At 63.2% G+C, this 17,877-nt stretch carries 19 protein-coding genes and 1 tRNA gene; 14 read left to right on the top strand and 6 right to left on the bottom strand.

All coding sequences use genetic code 11. The features are described from left to right. Window positions 1-42 precede the first annotated feature (42 nt). The 7 genes from phrB to BM116_RS02610 are packed head-to-tail and all read left to right on the top strand — an operon-like array spanning window position 43 to window position 6,526. A complete protein-coding gene (gene phrB / locus BM116_RS02580; RefSeq protein ID WP_083726226.1) occupies window positions 43-1,467 on the top strand; it encodes a deoxyribodipyrimidine photo-lyase in 1,425 nt (474 codons plus the stop codon). Further along, window positions 1,464-1,895 carry a nuclear transport factor 2 family protein gene (locus BM116_RS02585; protein WP_083726109.1) on the top strand — a complete coding sequence of 144 codons (432 nt, stop codon included), beginning with the start codon at window positions 1,464-1,466 and terminating at the stop codon, window positions 1,893-1,895. The genes phrB and BM116_RS02585 overlap by 4 nt, the downstream gene beginning before the upstream one ends. Next, the gene (locus BM116_RS02590) at window positions 1,892-2,671 is read left to right on the top strand and encodes an SDR family NAD(P)-dependent oxidoreductase (RefSeq protein WP_083726107.1); all 780 of its coding nucleotides are present in this window, start codon (window positions 1,892-1,894) and stop codon (window positions 2,669-2,671) included. Before BM116_RS02585 ends, BM116_RS02590 begins: the two co-directional genes overlap by 4 nt. After that, entirely contained in the window at window positions 2,671-3,918 is a 1,248-nt protein-coding gene (locus BM116_RS02595; RefSeq protein WP_083726105.1) for an NAD(P)/FAD-dependent oxidoreductase, read from the top strand. The genes BM116_RS02590 and BM116_RS02595 overlap by 1 nt, the downstream gene beginning before the upstream one ends. Beyond that, window positions 3,918-4,727 carry a DUF1365 domain-containing protein gene (locus tag BM116_RS02600; protein WP_083726103.1) on the top strand — a complete coding sequence of 270 codons (810 nt, stop codon included), beginning with the start codon at window positions 3,918-3,920 and terminating at the stop codon, window positions 4,725-4,727. Before BM116_RS02595 ends, BM116_RS02600 begins: the two co-directional genes overlap by 1 nt. Next, on the top strand, window positions 4,708-5,979 hold the full coding sequence (locus BM116_RS02605; protein ID WP_083726101.1) for an SAM-dependent methyltransferase: 1,272 nt from the start codon (window positions 4,708-4,710) through the stop codon (window positions 5,977-5,979). Before BM116_RS02600 ends, BM116_RS02605 begins: the two co-directional genes overlap by 20 nt. A 1-nt stretch (window position 5,980) precedes the next feature. Beyond that, on the top strand, window positions 5,981-6,526 hold the full coding sequence (locus BM116_RS02610; protein WP_083726099.1) for a DUF2878 domain-containing protein: 546 nt from the start codon (window positions 5,981-5,983) through the stop codon (window positions 6,524-6,526). A gap of 6 nt (window positions 6,527-6,532) precedes the next feature. On the opposite strand, the gene BM116_RS02615 is transcribed toward BM116_RS02610, so the two are convergent. From BM116_RS02615 to hemA, 6 genes are all read right to left on the bottom strand, one after another. Continuing rightward, the gene (locus BM116_RS02615) at window positions 6,533-7,054 is read right to left on the bottom strand and encodes an acyloxyacyl hydrolase (RefSeq protein WP_235846673.1); all 522 of its coding nucleotides are present in this window, start codon (window positions 7,052-7,054) and stop codon (window positions 6,533-6,535) included. A gap of 95 nt (window positions 7,055-7,149) precedes the next feature. Beyond that, window positions 7,150-7,935 (bottom strand): glutamate racemase, encoded by a 786-nt coding sequence (murI, locus tag BM116_RS02620; protein WP_083726098.1) that lies wholly within the window; start codon window positions 7,933-7,935, stop codon window positions 7,150-7,152. Next, entirely contained in the window at window positions 7,932-8,681 is a 750-nt protein-coding gene (locus tag BM116_RS02625; RefSeq protein WP_083726096.1) for a molybdopterin-synthase adenylyltransferase MoeB, read from the bottom strand. The genes murI and BM116_RS02625 overlap by 4 nt, the downstream gene beginning before the upstream one ends. Then, window positions 8,674-9,507 carry a peptide chain release factor N(5)-glutamine methyltransferase gene (prmC, locus tag BM116_RS02630; RefSeq protein ID WP_083726094.1) on the bottom strand — a complete coding sequence of 278 codons (834 nt, stop codon included), beginning with the start codon at window positions 9,505-9,507 and terminating at the stop codon, window positions 8,674-8,676. Before prmC ends, BM116_RS02625 begins: the two co-directional genes overlap by 8 nt. After that, complete coding sequence (gene prfA / locus BM116_RS02635) at window positions 9,504-10,589, bottom strand: peptide chain release factor 1 (protein ID WP_083726092.1); 1,086 nt, start codon at window positions 10,587-10,589, stop codon at window positions 9,504-9,506. Before prfA ends, prmC begins: the two co-directional genes overlap by 4 nt. Next, window positions 10,586-11,881, bottom strand: coding sequence for a glutamyl-tRNA reductase (hemA, locus tag BM116_RS02640; RefSeq protein WP_083726090.1), 1,296 nt, complete (start codon window positions 11,879-11,881; stop codon window positions 10,586-10,588). The genes prfA and hemA overlap by 4 nt, the downstream gene beginning before the upstream one ends. 239 nt (window positions 11,882-12,120) lie before the next feature. Between hemA and BM116_RS02645 the strand changes: the two genes are divergently transcribed. From BM116_RS02645 to pth, 7 genes are all read left to right on the top strand, one after another. Continuing rightward, a complete protein-coding gene (locus BM116_RS02645) occupies window positions 12,121-13,857 on the top strand; it encodes a tetratricopeptide repeat protein (RefSeq protein WP_083726088.1) in 1,737 nt (578 codons plus the stop codon). Between the two features lie 3 nt (window positions 13,858-13,860). Then, complete coding sequence (gene lolB, locus BM116_RS02650) at window positions 13,861-14,478, top strand: lipoprotein insertase outer membrane protein LolB (protein WP_083726086.1); 618 nt, start codon at window positions 13,861-13,863, stop codon at window positions 14,476-14,478. Further along, window positions 14,475-15,326, top strand: a complete 852-nt coding sequence (gene ispE, locus BM116_RS02655; RefSeq protein WP_328586197.1) for a 4-(cytidine 5'-diphospho)-2-C-methyl-D-erythritol kinase — start codon at window positions 14,475-14,477, stop codon at window positions 15,324-15,326. Before lolB ends, ispE begins: the two co-directional genes overlap by 4 nt. Before the next feature lie 29 nt (window positions 15,327-15,355). Beyond that, window positions 15,356-15,430, top strand: a tRNA-Gln gene (locus tag BM116_RS02660). A 122-nt stretch (window positions 15,431-15,552) separates the two neighbouring features. Continuing rightward, window positions 15,553-16,494, top strand: a complete 942-nt coding sequence (locus BM116_RS02665; protein WP_083726082.1) for a ribose-phosphate pyrophosphokinase — start codon at window positions 15,553-15,555, stop codon at window positions 16,492-16,494. Between the two features lie 92 nt (window positions 16,495-16,586). Further along, window positions 16,587-17,219, top strand: coding sequence for a 50S ribosomal protein L25/general stress protein Ctc (locus BM116_RS02670; RefSeq protein WP_083726080.1), 633 nt, complete (start codon window positions 16,587-16,589; stop codon window positions 17,217-17,219). A gap of 46 nt (window positions 17,220-17,265) precedes the next feature. Further along, complete coding sequence (gene pth / locus BM116_RS02675; protein ID WP_083726222.1) at window positions 17,266-17,841, top strand: aminoacyl-tRNA hydrolase; 576 nt, start codon at window positions 17,266-17,268, stop codon at window positions 17,839-17,841. Window positions 17,842-17,877: the final 36 nt, after the last annotated feature.

Consider the following 17,877-nt stretch of genomic DNA (forward strand, 5'->3'; position numbering starts at 1 on the left):
CTGTCAGCGCCGCCATACCGGAGCTCGCCCATGAGCCGCCCCCTGCATCTGTGCTGGCTGCGCTGCGACCTGCGGCTGCACGACAACAACGCACTCTGGCATGCCAGCCAGCAAGGCGAGGTGGTTGCTGTGTTTATCACCACGCCGAACGACTGGCGTGCGCACGACGATGCACCCATCAAGATCGACTTCTGGCGCCGCAACCTGATCGCGCTGCAAGCCCAGCTCGCTGAACGCAACATTGCCCTGCGCCTGTTGCAGGCAGAGGCATGGGCTGACTGCCCCGAGCTGCTCGTGAACCTGGCGCAGCAACTGAACGCCGAGGCGCTGCACTTTAATAACGAGTACGGTTTGCACGAGCAGGCGCGCGATGAAGCTGTTGCCGCGGCCTTCGGCGAGGCCGGTCTGGCGTGCCGGCGCTACACCGACCAGCTGTTTTTCGAGCCAGGCAGCCTGACCACTCAGAACGGCACCATGTACAAGGTCTACAGCCAGTTCCGCAAACAGGCCTACGCCAGCCTGCATCGCCGCTTGCCGGACTGCCTGCCAGCACCCGAGCGTCAGCAGGCTCATGACATCGAGAGCGACCAGCCAACGGCAGGCTTTGATCAGTTTGAGCGCCCGACCGACGACCAGCAGGCGCTCTGGCCTGCCGGCGAAGAGGCCGCGCTGGAGCGGCTCGAGCACTTTTGCACCGAGCTGCTGGAAGATTACGCCGAAGACCGCGACCGCCCGGACCTTGATGCCACCAGCCGCCTGTCGGCCTATCTGGCTGCCGGCGTGCTGTCGCCCCGCCAGTGCCTGCATGCAGCGCTACGCATCAATCAGGGCGAATTTGACGGTGGCAACCCCGGCGTCGTGAGCTGGATAAACGAGCTGCTCTGGCGCGAGTTCTACAAGCACATTCTGGTCTGCTACCCGCGCGTTTCAAGACACCGCGCCTTCCGCCCGGAAACCGAGTCGGTGCGCTGGCGCAACGACCCAAAGGGCCTGGCTGCCTGGAAAGAGGGCCGCACGGGCATTCCGCTGGTCGATGCCGCCATGCGTCAGCTGCTTGCCACCGGCTGGATGCACAACCGGCTGCGCATGGTCAGCGCCATGTTCCTGACCAAGAACCTGTTGATCGACTGGCGCGAAGGCGAGCGCTGGTTCATGCAGCACCTGATTGACGGTGATCTGGCTGCCAACAACGGCGGCTGGCAGTGGAGCGCCTCGACCGGCACCGATGCCGCGCCCTACTTCCGTGTATTCAACCCGGTCAGCCAGTCCGAGAAATGCGACCCGGACGGCAGCTTTATTCGCCAGTGGCTGCCGGAACTCGCCGAGCTGCCTGCGCGCGACATCCATCTGCCGCGCCAGGCAGACCTGTTTGCCGAGCAGCCAGCCTACCCTGCCCCCATCGTTGACCTGCGCAGCAGCCGCCAACGCGCCATCGACGCCTTCCGCGAGGCAGGAGACACAGCATGATCAGCCAACAGCAGATCGATGCCTTCGCCCAGGGGTTCGCCAGCCTCAACAGCGACAACCTTGATCGGCTGGCCGAGCTGTATCACCCCGAGGTGCAGTTCACCGACCCACTGCATCAGGTGCATGGTTTGGCCGCGCTGGAGGCCTATTGCAGCAACCTCTACAGCAACCTGAAATCCGTACGTGTTGAATTCAGCCAGTGCTCGCCGGTAGATGACGAGCAGGCGCTGCTGTGCTGGACCCTGTACTACCGCCACCCCCGACTGGCCGGCGGACGCGAAGTCAGCGTTCCGGGCGTAAGCCAGGTGTGGTTCCGCGACGCCAAGGTGTACCGACACCGGGATCACTACGACGCGGGCGCACTGCTGTACGAACACATACCGCTGCTCGGCAGCGTCATACGCTTACTCAAGAGACGACTGACATGAACCATCAACGCAGAATCTGGCTGACCGGCGCTTCCAGCGGCATCGGCCTGGCATTGGCTGAGCAGTTGGCTGAACAAGGCCACCGGGTAGCATTGACCGCACGCCGCCGCGAACCACTGCTGGCGCTGGCCGAACGCTACCCCGATCAGCTCCTGGTGGTCACCGCCGATCTGACCGACGTTCACGCCGTACGCGAGGCCGCCGAGCGTATCGATGCTGCTTGGGGTGGGCTGGATTGGGCCGTCCTCAACGCGGGCACCTGCGAGTACATGGAGCTGCCGCACTTCTCCGCCGCCCTGCTCGAACGCGTGATGCGCGTCAACGTGCTGGGTACCGCCAACTGCATTGAAGCGGCCCTGCCACTACTGCGGCGCAGCAGCGCGCCACGCCTGGCAGCCGTCGGCAGCAGCGTGACCTACCTGCCACTGCCGCGCGCCGAAGCCTACGGCGCCTCCAAGGCCGCCGTGCGCTACCTGATGCAGTCGCTGGAACTGGATCTGGCCGACGAGGGCGTGGCAGTCACCTTGATCAGCCCCGGCTTTGTCGACACCCCGCTCACCGCCAACAACGACTTCGCCATGCCTATGCGCGTCAGCGCAGAAGACGCCGCCCGCCGCATAGTGCGTGGACTGGAACGCGGGCAACGGGAGATCCGCTTCCCCGGCCGTTTCATCAGCGTACTGCGCCTGATTGCAGCGCTGCCGGCCGGGCTGCGCGTGGCCCTGACCCGACGCCGCCGCAAATCTGAAATCACGGCACAACAGGAGGCTAACTGATGCGAATTGCTATTGTCGGCAGTGGTATTGCCGGCCTGGTGGCGGCGCACCTGTTGGCGCGTCGCCATGAAATAACCGTGTTCGAAGCCAACGACTGGGTCGGCGGGCACACCCACACCGTGGATGTCGAGGTGGCGCAACAGCAGTACGCCATCGATACCGGGTTTATTGTTTTCAACGACTGGACCTACCCCAACTTCATTCGCCTGCTCGACAAACTCGGCGTGGCCTCGCAGCCCACCGAGATGAGCTTCTCAGTATGTGATCCAGCCAGCGGCCTGGAATACAACGGCAACAACCTCAACAGCCTGTTTGCCCAGCGCAGCAACCTGCTGTCGCCCAGCTTCTTGCGCATGCTGTTCGATATTCTGCGCTTCAACCGCGAAGCGCTAACCGACCTGGAAAAACCCGAGGCCAACACCCAGACCACTCTTGGCGACTACCTGCGCGAGCGCCGCTACAGCCGCTGCTTTATCGACCACTACATCGTGCCGATGGGGTCAGCCATCTGGTCTATGTCCCTGCGCGACATGCTGGACTTTCCGCTGGCCTTTTTTGTCCGCTTCTTTCATAACCACGGCCTGCTGTCGGTCAGCAACCGGCCACAGTGGCGGGTTATCCAGGGCGGCTCGCGCAGCTACGTACCAGCGCTGACCGCGCCCTTTGCCCGCAACATACGCCTGAACTGCCCGGTCCAGCGCATTCGCCGCGATGCCCAGGGCGTAAGCATCGTCAGCCGGCAGGGCGAAGAGCGCTTTGACAAGGTGATACTCGCCTGTCACAGCGACCAGGCGCTGAACCTGCTGGAGCAGCCCAGCGACGCGGAGCAGGCCATTCTTGGCGCCATCCGCTATGCCGACAACGACGTGGTGCTGCATACCGACACCAGCCTGCTGCCAAGCCGGCGGCTAGCTTGGGCCAGCTGGAACTACCGCCTCGGCGGCGACCAGAATAACCCCGCCGCGCTGACCTACAACATGAACATCTTGCAGGGCATACAGGCCCCGGAAACCTTCTGCGTCAGCCTCAACCAGACCGAGCACATTGATCCGTCGCGCATACTCGCGCGCTTCAACTACGCCCACCCCCAGTTCAGCCAGGCCGCGAGCGCCGCCCAGCAGCAATGGGAAGCACTGCTCGGCCAGCAGCACACCTTCTTCTGCGGTGCCTGGTGGGCCAACGGCTTCCATGAAGACGGCGTAGTCAGTGCACTGCGCGTTGCCGCGCACTTCGGGGAGCGCCTCTGATGAGCCTCGCCAGCGCACTCTACAGCGGCCAACTGCAGCACCGCCGGCATCAGCCGCGCTGGCATCAGTTCCGCTACCGGATTACCCTGCTGCTGCTCGATCTGGATGAGCAGCGTGAGGTATTCGGCCTGAGTGCGCTCTGGGGCGGCCGCTGGTGGTCGCCGATGCGCTTTGCCGAGGGCGACTACCTGCGCGCCGAGCGCCAGCCGCACGAAAGCCTGAAAGCCTGCGCCCAGCGCCTGGTGTACGAGCAACTGGGCCTGACGCTGGACGGTCCGGTCCGCTTGCTGACGCAAATTCGCAGCTTCGGCATGCTGTTCAACCCGGTCTCGTTCTTCTATTGCCATGACCTGCGCGGTCAACTGCGCGCGATCATCTGCGAGGTCACCAATACCCCCTGGGGCGAACGCTTCAGCTACCTGCTGGAAGCGGACCCCGGGCAGCAGCGCCAGCACTTCAGCCTGGCCAAGCGTTTTCACGTTTCCCCCTTTCTGCCCTGCGACGCCGAGTACCAAATGCACTTCAGTACGCCGGCCGAGCGCCTGCAAGTGCGTATAGAACACCACCAGGACGGCCGGCGACTGTTCGACGCCAGCATGGGCCTGCAGCGCCAGCCGCTCAGCGCCGCGCTACTGCGCCGCGAGGCCGTCCGCTTCCCCTTTATGGTGCTGCGCACCGTCAGCGGCATCTACTGGCAGGCCCTGCGTCTGCTGCTCAAAGGCATACCGTTGTTTGACCATGCGCCCGCCGCGCAATCGGTGGCGGCGCATTCGCGCAAGGAGTCCGGACATGAAACCGAGCAGACCTGAACTCACCTGCAGCACCGCGCCAGAACGCGAGGGCTGGCTGCAGCGCCTGTTTCGCCAGGCTGTGCTGTCTCGCCTGCAACTGCTGCAGCGCGGCACCCTGCGGCTGCACCTGGAAGGCGAAGCGCTAGACTTTGGCCAGCCCGATCAAGACGGCCTGCACGCTGAAATTCGTCTGCACGATGCGGCCGCCTGGGGGCAAATTGCCTGCAATGGCAGCGTCGGTGCCGGCGAGTCCTACTTTCAGGGCATGTGGAGCACGCCAGATCTGACCGCCGTTACCCGCCTGTTTGTACGCAACCTGGATGTGCTCGACGCCATGGAGACCGGCCTGGCCCGGCTCGGGCAACCGGCGCTGCAGTGGCTGCACCGCCTCAACCGCAACAGCCTGAGCGGCTCGCGGCGTAATATCAGCGCGCACTATGATCTGGGCAACGACCTGTTCGAACGGCTGCTGGACCCGAGCATGATGTACTCGGCGGCGATCTTTGCGCCTGGGAGCGACGACCTGCACGCCGCCCAGATAAATAAACTGGAGCACATCTGCCGCAAGCTGGAGCTGACTGCAGATGATCACCTGCTGGAAATTGGCACCGGCTGGGGCAGCATGGCTATCTATGCCGCCCAGCATTACGGCTGCAAGGTGACCACCACAACCCTGTCGCAGGAGCAATATCGCCTGGCCGGGGAGCGCATTGCACAAGCCGGCCTGCAGGACCGCATCACCCTGCTGCTCAAGGACTACCGCGAGCTGGAAGGTCAATACGACAAGCTGGTCTCCATCGAGATGGTCGAGGCCGTCGGGCATGCCTACTTTGCCACCTACTTCAAGGCCTGTGCAGCCCTGCTCAAGCCCGATGGCCTCATGCTTCTGCAGGCCATCACTATTCGCGATCAACGCTATGAACAGGCCCGCCGCAGCGTGGATTTCATCCAGCGCTATATCTTCCCCGGCGGCTCGCTGCCGTCGGTCAGCATCATCGGCGAGCTGACCCGCAAGCACACCGACCTGGCCATGCTGCATATGGAAGATATCGGCCTGCATTACGCCCGCACCTTGCGCCACTGGTACCACAACCTGCAGCGCTACCGTGGTGAGCTGGCGCAACTCGGGTATGATGACGCCTTTTTCCGGCTGTGGGAGTTCTACCTCTGCTACTGCGAGGGGGGCTTTCGAGAGCGCGGTATCGGCACCGCACAGATTCTGCTCGGCAAACCCGATGCCCGCCCTGGAGACACCATCTTGGGGGAGTGACATGCCTGACCGGCGACTGATCGCCAATGCTGTGCTGTTCCAGCTTGGCTGGCTGGCCTGCGTACTGGGCGGCAACAGCTATTGGCTAGCGGTACCGCTGGTGGCGTTGCTGGTGCACTTTTTCTGGACCAGCAGTTGGGCTGCCGAAGGCAAGTTGGTGGCCTCGGTGATGCTGGCCGGCGCCGCACTGGACTCGTTTCTGCTGCAGTTGGGTGTATTGGAGTTTCGCGAGCAGGACACCCTGATACCGCTGTGGCTGGCCGTGCTCTGGGCGCTGCTGGGGACAACCTTGAACCACTGCCTGGGCTGGACCGCAAAACCTATCTGGCGGGCAGTGATACTGGGCGCAATCGGTGGGCCGCTGAGTTATCTGGCCGGCGCCCGCCTGGCTGATGTCGGTTTGCCGCTGGGCACCACCAGCACCCTGGTGTTGCTCGGCTGCATCTGGGCACTGGTGATGCCAGTGCTGCACGGCTTTGCTCACCTGTACCGCGAGCAATACCGCATGCAGCAACTGGCCAGGAAGCATCGGGGCGATGCTTCCTGACGCCCGTCAGATGGGGTGGCGATAGTAAACAGCCGCCTTGTTGATACCCTGGTTGGGCTGTTTGATGCCGGCGTTGGAGTAGTGGTAGTAGCGCAGACCCAGTTCGGCACCGGAGGTAAAGCGCATGCCTGCGCCGATACGGTCTTCAAACTGGAACTTGGAACCCAGATCGCGGCGATCATCCAGGTTGGTTTCGGTAAACACTGCCGCACCGATGCCTCCCTCGATAAAGGGCGTTACGCCACCATTACCGGGAAAGCTCAGGGTAAATACCGGCGTCAGGGTGACACTCTCGGTATCCAGCCCACTCCAGTGAGTGTAACCGGCATCCCAATAGCCACTCAGTACCGCGCCGCCGCCGTCGCTTTGCCACAGGGTGCGGCCAAAGTCGAACTGCAGCCCCAGGCGCAGCGTATCAGTCGATTCGTTGGTGTGACCGCCTTCCAGGGTAATACCATCCAGGGCGTATACGGATGAACTGCAAACCATAATCGACAGCATGCTACCGATTATCAATGAACGTCTCATGGCGTCTTCCTCCTTATTTATCGACAAATCACGCTGAATAGACCGCGAATTTACGCAAAGTTCTCCCAACGACTGTTTTAAAATCACAACCCGGTTCACACCGGCAAGGCGGACACCGGGCCAGAGTGCCCCCACAAGGCTGGCAGCACCGCCTGCATCTGCTCCGGGCTGCCACTACTCCAGAAGTGCACTGTCGCAGCACCGGGCGCGGACAGCAAGCCGCTGTCGGTCAAGCGCGCCAGCACCTGACGCGCCACCGCTTCCCCGGTATCCACAACCTGGATACCGGCGGGCAGCAGCTCGCCGAGCAGGGGTTTGAGAAAGGGATAATGCGTGCAGCCGAGTATCAGCGTATCGCAGCCGGCAGCCAGCAGCGGTTGCACATACTGCTGCAGCAACGCGCGCACCTGCGGGCCCTCCAAATCGCCGCGCTCAACGCATTCAACCAGCCCCGGACAAGGCTGCGACACCACCTGCACGTCGCGCGCAAAACGGTCCAGTAACGCGGCAAAGGTCGCACTCTGCAGGGTGCCCGTGGTGGCAAGCACGCCCACCCGGCCGTTGCCGGTGGCGCGCGCAGCCGGTTTGACGGCGGGCTCCATGCCAATGATCGGCATATCAAAGGTGCCACGCAGCTCATCGACCGCCGCCACAGTGGCGGTATTGCAGGCCAGCACCAGCGAGCGCGCGCCCTGACCAATCAGAAACTCGGCAATCAGCCGGCTACGCTCGCGAATCACCTCGGGCGGCTTTTCGCCATAGGGCACATGGCCGCTATCGGCCACATACAGCAGGTCGGCGTCGGGCAACAGGCGGCGAATTTCACGCAGTACCGAGAGCCCACCCACGCCGGAGTCGAACACCCCGATTGGCGCACTCATGCGCCAGCTCCGCAGCACCGACAACCCGGATCACGCCGCACCCGCAGCTCACGAAAGCGAGTATCCAGCGCATCAATCAGCAACAGGCGGCCAACCAGCGGCTCACCAAAGCCTGCCAGCAACTTGAGCGCTTCCAGTGCCTGCAGGCTGCCGACCAGACCCACCAGCGGCCCGGCTACACCCGCCTCGCTGCAACTGAGGGCCTGCTCGTCGCCCTCACCGTACAGGCACTGGTAGCACGGGCTGTCGTCACGGCGCGGATCAAACACACTGAGCTGCCCTTCGAGACGAATGGCTGCGCCCGACACCAGCGGCTTGCCCAGTTGCACGCAGGCGGCGTTGACGGCGTGACGGGTGGCAAAGTTGTCGGAGCAGTCGAGCACCAGATCGACCTCACCCACCGCGTGCAGCAGGGCCTCGCCTGCCAGCGCGGTAGGCAGCTGCCGGCAGCTGATCTGCGGGTTGATGGCCGCTACGCGCTCGGCAGCGGAGGCCACCTTGTCGCGATCAATATCGGCTGCGTGATGAATGATCTGCCGCTGCAGGTTGGTCAGATCCACCTGATCCGGGTCCGCCAGCAGCAGCTCGCCGACGCCGGCCGCAGCCAGATACAACGCCACCGGCGAGCCCAGCCCGCCAAGGCCGACAATCAGTACCCGACTGTCCAGCAGCCGCTGCTGGCCCTGGATATCGATTTGCGGCAACAGAATCTGCCTGCTGTAACGCAGCAACTGCTGGTCATCCACGCCATTGCCCTCCGGTTACCCGTTGCTGGCCACCGAGATCACGCCAGCTCTGAACCTGCTCAAACCCACGCGTGCCCAGCAATTCGGCCACGGCGTCGGCCTGTTGCCAGCCGTGCTCAAACAGCAGCCAACCGTCCGATTGCAGGTGGTCAGGCGCCAGTTGCACGAGCCGGCGAATATCATCCAGACCGTCAGTGCCACTGACCAGCGCACTGCCCGGTTCAAAGCGCACATCGCCCTGCTGCAGATGCGGGTCATCGGCAGCAATATAGGGCGGGTTGGAGACGATAAGATCAAACTGTCGGCCGGCCAACGCACTGAACCAGTCGCTCTGCTCAAAGGCTGCATTACGAATCTGCAGGCGCTCGGCATTACCGCGCGCCAGTGCCACCGCCTCGGCCACCCGATCCACCCCGGTCAGTTGCCAGTCAGGGCGTTCAACCGCCAGCGCCAGCGCGATGGCCCCCGTGCCGGTGCCCAGATCAAGCACCTTGGCAGGCTCCGAGGGGCCCAGCTCCAGCGCCACCTCGACCAGGCGCTCGGTATCCGGGCGAGGAATCAGGGTGCTTTCACTGACATCCAGCTGCAGGCTCCAGAAGCCCTGCGACCCAAGCAGATAAGCCACCGGCACGCCACGACGGCGCTGACTCATGAGCTGCTCAAAACGACGCAGCTGCTCGGCATCGGGCTGGCGCTCAGGCCAGGTACGCAGATAGGTACGGGGTTTGCCGATGGCATGACACAACAGCAGCTCGGCATCCAGCCGCGCGGAGTCCGAGTCAGGCAGCTCGGCGCTGGCCAGCAACTCGGCCAGGGTCGGCGTCATGCCGACTCCAGCGCTGCCAGCTGATCGGCCTGGTATTCACGCAGCAGCGGCTCGATCACGTTATCGAGGTTGCCGGCAATGACTTCATCCAGACTATAGAGGGTCAGGTTGATGCGGTGATCGGTCACCCGGCCCTGCGGAAAGTTGTAGGTACGGATGCGTTCAGAGCGGTCGCCCGAGCCAACCAGCGAACGGCGGGTGTCGGACAGCTCCTTCTCCTGCGCTTCGCGCTGCTGATTCACCAGCTTGGCCTGCAGCAGGCTCATGGCACGGGCGCGGTTCTTGTGCTGCGAGCGCTCGTCCTGACACTCGACCACAATGCCGGTCGGCAAGTGGGTCAGGCGAATCGCCGAATCGGTCTTGTTGACGTGCTGACCACCGGCGCCGGAGGCGCGATAGGTATCAACGCGCAGGTCAGCCGGGTTGATCTCGATCTCGGCCTGCTCGTCCATCTCGGGCAGAATCGCCACGGTGCAGGCGGAGGTGTGAATACGGCCCTGCGACTCGGTCTCCGGCACCCGCTGCACGCGGTGCGCGCCGGACTCGAACTTGAGCTTGGCGTACACCGACTGGCCCTCAACCCGGGCAATGACCTCCTTGTAGCCACCGTGCTCGCCGGGGTTTTCCGACAGCACCTCAACGCGCCAGCCCTGACGTTCGGCGTAACGGCTGTACATGCGAAACAGGTCGCCGGAGAAGATAGCGGCTTCATCGCCACCGGTGCCGGCGCGGATTTCCAGAAACACGTTGCGGTCGTCGTTCGGGTCCTTGGGCAGCAGCAAGCGGTTCAGCTCTTCTTCCAGCTCAGCCAGCTGCGCGGTATTGGCCTCCAGGTCTTCCTCGGCCATCTCCCGCAGGTCCGGATCGCTATCCTTGAGCAGGCTGCGCGCCTCCTCGATATCGTCCTGCACACGGCGCCACTGCTCATAGCATTTAACCGTGCCTTCCAGCTCGGCGTACTCCTTGGAGTAACTGCGAAAGCGCGGCTGATCGCTGATCACCTCGGCGTCGCTGAGCAGCGCGGCCAATTCTTCGAATCGCTCGCCAAGGGCGTCCAGCCGGTTCAACAGGGATGCTTTCATGAGTCGCCTTGTGCGGAGTTGTTACGGTTGCCCGGCGCAGAATCGCCCAGGGCAAAGAGTTCCTGCGCCAGCGCCAGCGCTTCGACCCGCCCCTGCGCTGTCATCTGCTTGAGCTGCACACTGGGGTCGTGCAGCAGCTTGTTGGTCAGCATGCGCGCCATTTCGGCCATCACCAGCGCCGGATCGGCGCCGCGTTGCAGTTTGGCCAGCGCCTTCTGCAGCTCCTGGTCGCGGGCCTGCTCGGCCTTTTGCCGATAGCTGCGCAGCACATCTACCGCCGCCAGCGCCCGCAAGCGCTGCATGAAGTCACCAGTCCCCAGCTCGATCAGGCGCTCGGCAGCCTCGGCGGCGCCCTGACGCGAGCGCAGGTTTTCCTCGATCACCTCGTGCAGGTCATCAACGGTATACAGATAAACGTCTGACAGGCTGCCAACCTCCGGCTCGATATCCCGGGGAACGGCAATATCGACCATGAACATCGGCTTGTGCCGGCGCTGCTTGAGCGCACGCTCTACCGCCCCCTTGCCAAGGATCGGCAGCGGACTGGCGGTCGAGCTGATAACCACATCGCACTCGGCCAGAATGTCCGGGATTTGCGTCAACACGATGGCCTGACCGCCCAGCGGCTCGCTCAGCAGCTCGGCGCGCTGCAAGGTGCGGTTGGCGACGATAATGCGCCCCACGCCCTGCTCGAACAGATGCCGGGCCACCAGCCCGATCGTTTCACCTGCCCCAATCAAGAGCGCAGTGCTGCGGCGCAAGTCAGCAAAGATCTGACGCGCCAAACTGACCGCCGCAAAGGCCACCGAAACCGGGTTTTCACCAATCGCGGTGTCGGTGCGCACCTGCTTGGCCATACTGAAGGTGCTCTGAAACAGCCGATCCAGATAGGGCCCCAGCGTGCCGGCGGTGCGCGCGGCCTGCCAAGCATCCTTCATCTGCCCGAGAATCTGCGGCTCACCCAACACCAGCGAGTCCAGCCCGGCGGCGACGCGCATCATGTGATTTACCGCGCCTGCATCCTGATGCAGGTAACTTGAACGGCGAATCTCATCTGCGGTCATACCGTGAAAGCGGGCTACCCATTCCACCAGCCGCTCGGCGTCAAGCCGATCCTGAGCGCAGTACAGCTCGGTGCGGTTACAGGTAGAAAGGATGGCTACTTCATCGGCCCCCGCTTCGGCGCGCAGGCGCTGCAGGGCATCGGGCAGCTGTTCGGGCGAGAAGGATACGCGCTCGCGCACCTCCACCCCTGCGGTCCGATGATTGATGCCCAGTGCAATAAAACCCATGATGCCTCGTATTGCGAGAACGGAGCTGCTGCCAAAAACGTGCAATTGTCCTATGTTAGTTCAAGCCAATCAATCGCCAGATGCCCAACAGCACCTCCGGGCATGGCGACAGATCGCCGCGCAGGCCGCTGGCAGCCGCTGGGTTTGCCCGCACGCCTGTGTCATGATGCCACCTGCTTTGCTGCGCTTGCGCGCGCCCAAAAGGCAGGCCAACCGTTTTGCATGAGACTTCCTATTCTATGAAGGTGTTTTCCGCGTCTACCCTGCCCGCCCTGCTCGCAGCCGGCCTGCTGCTCAGTGGCTGCAGCAGCCTGTCACAACCGGACGCGCCAGCCGCACCGGCCCAGCCGCCAAGCACCAGCGAAACCGAGACGGCAGCCGACACCCCGGTCACCTACGGCAACTTTCAGCAGGACACGCTCTATGAGCTGCTGAGCGCCGAAATTGCCGGCCAGCGCAACCGCTTTGACCTGGCACTGGACAACTACCTGCGCCAGGCACGCCGCACCCGTGATGCCGGCATCAGCGAGCGCGCCCTGCGCGTTGCCGAGTTTCTGGGCAACGAGCCAGCCGCCCTGGAAATGGCGCGCCTGTGGGTAGAGGTTGCGCCGCAAGACCCGGAAGCCCTGCGCTCGGCCGCCATTCATCTGGCGCGCACCGGTCGCCACGAGCAGGCCATGGATATGATGCAGCGCGCGCTGGAGCAGCATGGCGAAACCCATTTCGACTTTCTTGCCCTGGCCGCAGCCGATACCGATGCGACCACGCGCAACGCCCTGCTCGACAGCCTTGAACGCATGACCGAGCGCTTCCCGGATAACACCCAGCTGGTCTTTGCTCGCGCCCTGCTGCTGCAACAGGCCAATCGCAATGACGAAGCGCTGGCGCTACTGGAAGATCACCCGCACACGGATGAAGCCCCACCCGCGATCCTGCTGCACAGCCGCCTGGTGGCCGAGCACGACACGGAAGAAGCCACCGAGATTCTGTATCGGGGGCTGCAACGCTTTCCGGATGACACCCGCCTGCGCCTGATGCTCGCGCGCACGCTGGTCAGCGAAGGCAACTTTGCCGATGCTCGTACGCAGTACGCCAAACTGGCCCGCGACAACCCGGACGAGGCTGACCTGCAGCTCTCGCTCGGCCTGATCGAACTGGAACTGGGCGAAGCCAGCGACGCCGTCATCCACCTGCAAAACACGCTGCAGCTGGCTCCGGGCAACAACACCGCCCGCTACCACCTGGGCAATGCCTACCTGGCCGCCGACCGCCCGGACGACGCGCTGCTGACCTGGCAGAGCATCGACAGCGGCACCGAGCTACTCACCTCGCGCGTACAAATGGCGCGCCTGCTGCTGGAGCAAAACCGCATCGCCGCCCTGCAGGCCCAGTTGCAACAGGATCGCGACCAGCATCCGCAGCACGGCCTGGCCCTGTTCCAGATCGAAATAGAAGCCCTGCTCCCGAACCACCCGGAGCTGGCCATCCAGCAGGCCAACACCGCCCTGCAGGCCTACCCAAACGACAGCAACCTGCTTTACAGCCGCGCCATGCTGCATGAGATGCTGGGCAACCCGCGCGGACTGGAAGAAGACCTCGGCGCCATCATCGCCCGCGAGCCGGACAACGCCATGGCGCTCAACGCGCTGGGCTATACACTGGCCGACCGCAATCAGCGGCTGGAAGAGGCACTGGCGCTGATCAAGCGCGCCGCCGCCCTGGACCCGAGCGACCCCGCGATTCAGGACAGCCTTGGCTGGGTCTACTACCGCCTGGGCGATCTGGACCGCGCCGAGGCCCTGCTGCGCGACGCCTACGCCGCCTACCCGGATCAGGAGGTAGCCGCCCACCTGGGCGAGGTGCTCTGGCGCCAGGGCAAGGAGCGCGAAGCCCGCCGGGTCTGGCGTGAAGCGCTGGAGCACAGCCCCGATAGCCAATTGATACCCGCCACCCGTGACCGCCTGGAAGCCGAATAAGCCATGCCCCTGTTGCACCGTACCCTGCTGGCCTGCCTGCTGCTGACCCTGACTGCCTGCAGCAGCCTGCATCAGCGCGAAACCCTTGAACTCGGCGGCGACGAAGCCGCCTGGAAAACCCACCGCAGCGCTGTCGAGCCCATCGACAGCTGGATCCTGCAAGGCAAGCTGGGCATTCGTAGCCCACAGGAGTCCGGCAGCGGCACCCTGTTCTGGCTGCAGCGCCAGCACTACTACGACATTCGCCTGTCCGGCCCGCTGGGCCGCGGCGCCACACGCATCCAGGGCGACCGCCAGCAGACCACGCTGGAAATCGCCGGGCGCGCCCCGGTTACCGCTGACTCGGCCGAACAACTGGTAGAAGAGCAGATTGGCTGGCGCCTGCCGGTGGACCACCTGCTTTGGTGGGTACGCGGCCTGCCGGCCCCGGATTCGCCCAGCAACCTGCAACTGGACAGCAGCAGCCGCCTTGGGCGCCTGAGCCAAAGCGGCTGGACCGTCGAATACAGCCGCTACCAGGAGGTTGACGGCGTCGAGCTGCCGCAGCGCCTGCAAATCTCCGGTCACGACCTGCTACTGACCCTGGTGGTCACCGAATGGAAGCCAGGCCTCAGCGAATGAACAGCACCACACTCAGTCTGCCTGCTCCTGCCAAACTCAATCTGTTTCTGCACATCACCGGCCGCCGCGCCAATGGCTACCATGAACTGCAGACTCTGTTTCAGTTTCTCGATTACGGCGACACCCTGCACTTCAGCCTGAGGGACGACGGCCAGTTGAACCTGCTGACCGAGCTCGCCGGCGTAGACGCCGAAGACAACCTGATCATCCGCGCCGCGCGTTTGCTGCGCGAAGCCAGCGGCTGCCAGCTCGGCGCCGATATTCGGCTGGACAAGATACTGCCCATGGGCGGCGGTATTGGCGGCGGCAGCTCCGACGCGGCCACCACCCTGCTCGGCCTCAACCAGCTGTGGCAAACCGGCCTCAGCCTTGAACAACTGGCCGAGCTGGGCATCCGCCTGGGCGCCGACGTGCCGGTATTCGTGCACGGCAAGGCCGCCTGGGCCGAAGGCGTGGGTGAAAAACTGACCCCTGTCGAACTGGATGAACCCTGGTTTCTGGTGGTTGCACCGGCCTGTCACGTCAGCACCGCAGAAATTTTTTCCGACCAGAGGTTGACGCGCGATACATCGCCCATTACATTATCGGCCTTCCATGAGGTCGGTGGTCGGAATGACTGCTTACCGGTTGTCACAACGCGTTACCCTGAAATTCGTAACACGTTGATCTTGCTAAACAAATATTGTGAGGCTAAGATGACCGGGACTGGCAGTTGCTTGTTTGGGGCCTTCCCAAACGAACGCGAAGCTGATAAAGTTCGCGCCCGGTTGCCAGCCACACTGCGAAGTTTTGTAGCAAGAGGTTGTAACGTTTCACCGTTACACCGCGAACTGCAAAAGCAAGCATGACGGATGCAGCCGTGCATCCGGACAGATACAGGGGCGTCGCCAAGCGGTAAGGCAGCAGGTTTTGATCCTGCCATGCGTTGGTTCGAATCCAGCCGCCCCTGCCATTTTTCTCTCCGGCAGCAATCACGTACAGAACAGATTCATGTCTGACTGGTTGAGGCCTCCCCCGGCATTCCCGCAGATCTGAATCTTCCGCCCAGACCGCTACCCAAAAAGGTAATGCTGCGTGTCCAAGATGATGGTTTTTACGGGGAACGCCAACCCCGATCTGGCACGGCGCGTCGTGCGTCAACTGCACATTCCGCTCGGCGACGCTACTGTCGGCCGGTTCAGCGACGGTGAAGTCAACGTTGAACTGAACGAAAATGTACGCGGCAAGGACGTCTTCATTCTTCAGCCCACCTGCGCGCCGACCAACGACAACCTGATGGAACTGGTGGTCATGGCCGATGCCCTGCGTCGCTCCTCTGCCTCGCGCGTTACCGCAGTGGTGCCCTACTTCGGCTACGCCCGTCAGGACCGTCGCCCGCGCTCGGCCCGTGTAGCTATCAGCGCCAAGGTAGTAGCCGACATGCTCGACACCGTCGGTGTTGACCGTCTGCTCACCGTTGACCTGCACGCCGACCAGATCCAGGGCTTCTTTGATATCCCGGTCGACAACATCTACGGCTCGCCCGTACTGATCGACGACATTCAGGATCAACGTTTTGACAACCTGATGATTGTCTCGCCGGATATCGGTGGCGTGGTTCGCGCCCGTGCCGTGGCCAAGAGCCTCGGCGTTGACCTGGCGATCATCGACAAGCGTCGCCCCAAGGCCAACCAGTCTGAAGTGATGCACATCATCGGTGACGTCGAAGGCCGCACCTGTGTACTGGTTGATGACATGGTCGACACCGCCGGCACCCTGTGCCACGCGGCCAAGGCCCTGAAAGACCACGGCGCCGCCCAGGTCTACGCCTACTGCACACACCCGATCCTGTCGGGCAAGGCGATCGAGAACATTACCAATTCCGTGCTGGACGAGCTGGTGGTGACCAACACCATCCCGCTGAGCCCGGCCGCTGAAGCCTGCGAGCGCATCCGCCAGCTGGACATGGCCCCGATTGTGGCCGAAGCCATGCGCCGCATCAGCAACGAAGAATCCATCAGCGCGATGTTCCGTTAAGGAACCCGCGCTGGTTTACGCCCAACAAGGGCACAACCCTTCGCTCGACGCACTGGTCGCAAGTGCCCGGGTGAATAAGCAAGGAGACTACAATGGTCGACTTCTCTCTGAATGCGAATGCGCGTAACGACCTGGGGAAAGGTGCGAGCCGCCGCCTGCGTCGTAACGCTGACCTGGTTCCGGCAATCGTTTACGGTGGCGACAAGGCCCCGCAAAACATCGCTCTGGAAGCTCGTGAACTGAAAAAAGCACTGGAAAACGAAGCTTTCTACTCCCACGTCATCAAGCTGTCCATCGACGGCAAAAAAGAAGACGTGCTGCTGAAAGCCCTGCAGCGTCACCCGGCCAAGCCGGTGATCATGCACGCTGACTTCCTGCGCGTTGTTGCTGGCCACGAAGTAACCGTCCACGTTCCGCTGCACTTCATCAACGAAGACAGCTGCGTTGGCGTCAAGAAAAGCGGTGGCGTGATCTCCCACACCATGACCGAAGTTGAAGTGAACTGCCTGCCGAAAGACCTGCCGGAGTTCATCGAAGTCGACATGGCTGGCGTTGATCTGAACCAGATCGTTCACCTGTCCGATCTGAAACTGCCGAAAGGCGTTAGCATCCCGTTCCTGGCTCAGGGTCCTGACCACGATCTGCCGGTTGCCAACGTTCACGCTGCTCGCGTTGCCGCTGCTGACGACGCGCCGGCTGCCGAAGGCGAGGAGTCCGCGGAGTAATCTCCCGTACGACTTCTGAAGAGGGGCGCCCGTTGTGACGCAGGGAATCAAGTTGATTGCAGGATTGGGAAACCCCGGTCCGGAATACGAACTGACCCGCCACAACGCTGGCGCCCTTTTTGTTGAGCGCCTGGCCGCACGGCACAACACCAGCCTGCGACCAGAGAGCAAATTTTTTGGCCTGACTGCACGCATCAGCGTGGCCGGTCAGGATGTTCGCCTGATTGTCCCCACCACCTTTATGAACCGCAGCGGGCAGGCTGTTGCCGCGCTGGCGAGCTTCTATCGCATTGCACCCGAAGAAATTCTGATTGCCCACGACGAGCTGGATTTGCCGCCGGGCGTGGTCAAGTGCAAGAAAGGTGGCGGACACGGCGGGCACAACGGTTTGCGCGACATTATCGCCAAACTGGGTAACAACAACGCATTTCACCGCCTGCGTCTCGGTATTGGCCACCCCGGCCACAGCTCGCAGGTGACCGGCTTTGTGTTGGGGCGAGCGCCCCGCGCCGAGCAGGACGCACTGGATGCCTGCATCGACGAAGCCATTGGCGAACTGCCCGGCATGATCGAAGGCAACTGGACCGCCGTCATGCAACGCCTGCACAGCTTCAAGGCCTGAATCTCATTGCGCCGAACCATCGGCAGAGGACAACAC

This window comes from Halopseudomonas pachastrellae (assembly GCF_900114765.1).
GTDB classification, from domain to species: domain Bacteria; phylum Pseudomonadota; class Gammaproteobacteria; order Pseudomonadales; family Pseudomonadaceae; genus Halopseudomonas; species Halopseudomonas pachastrellae.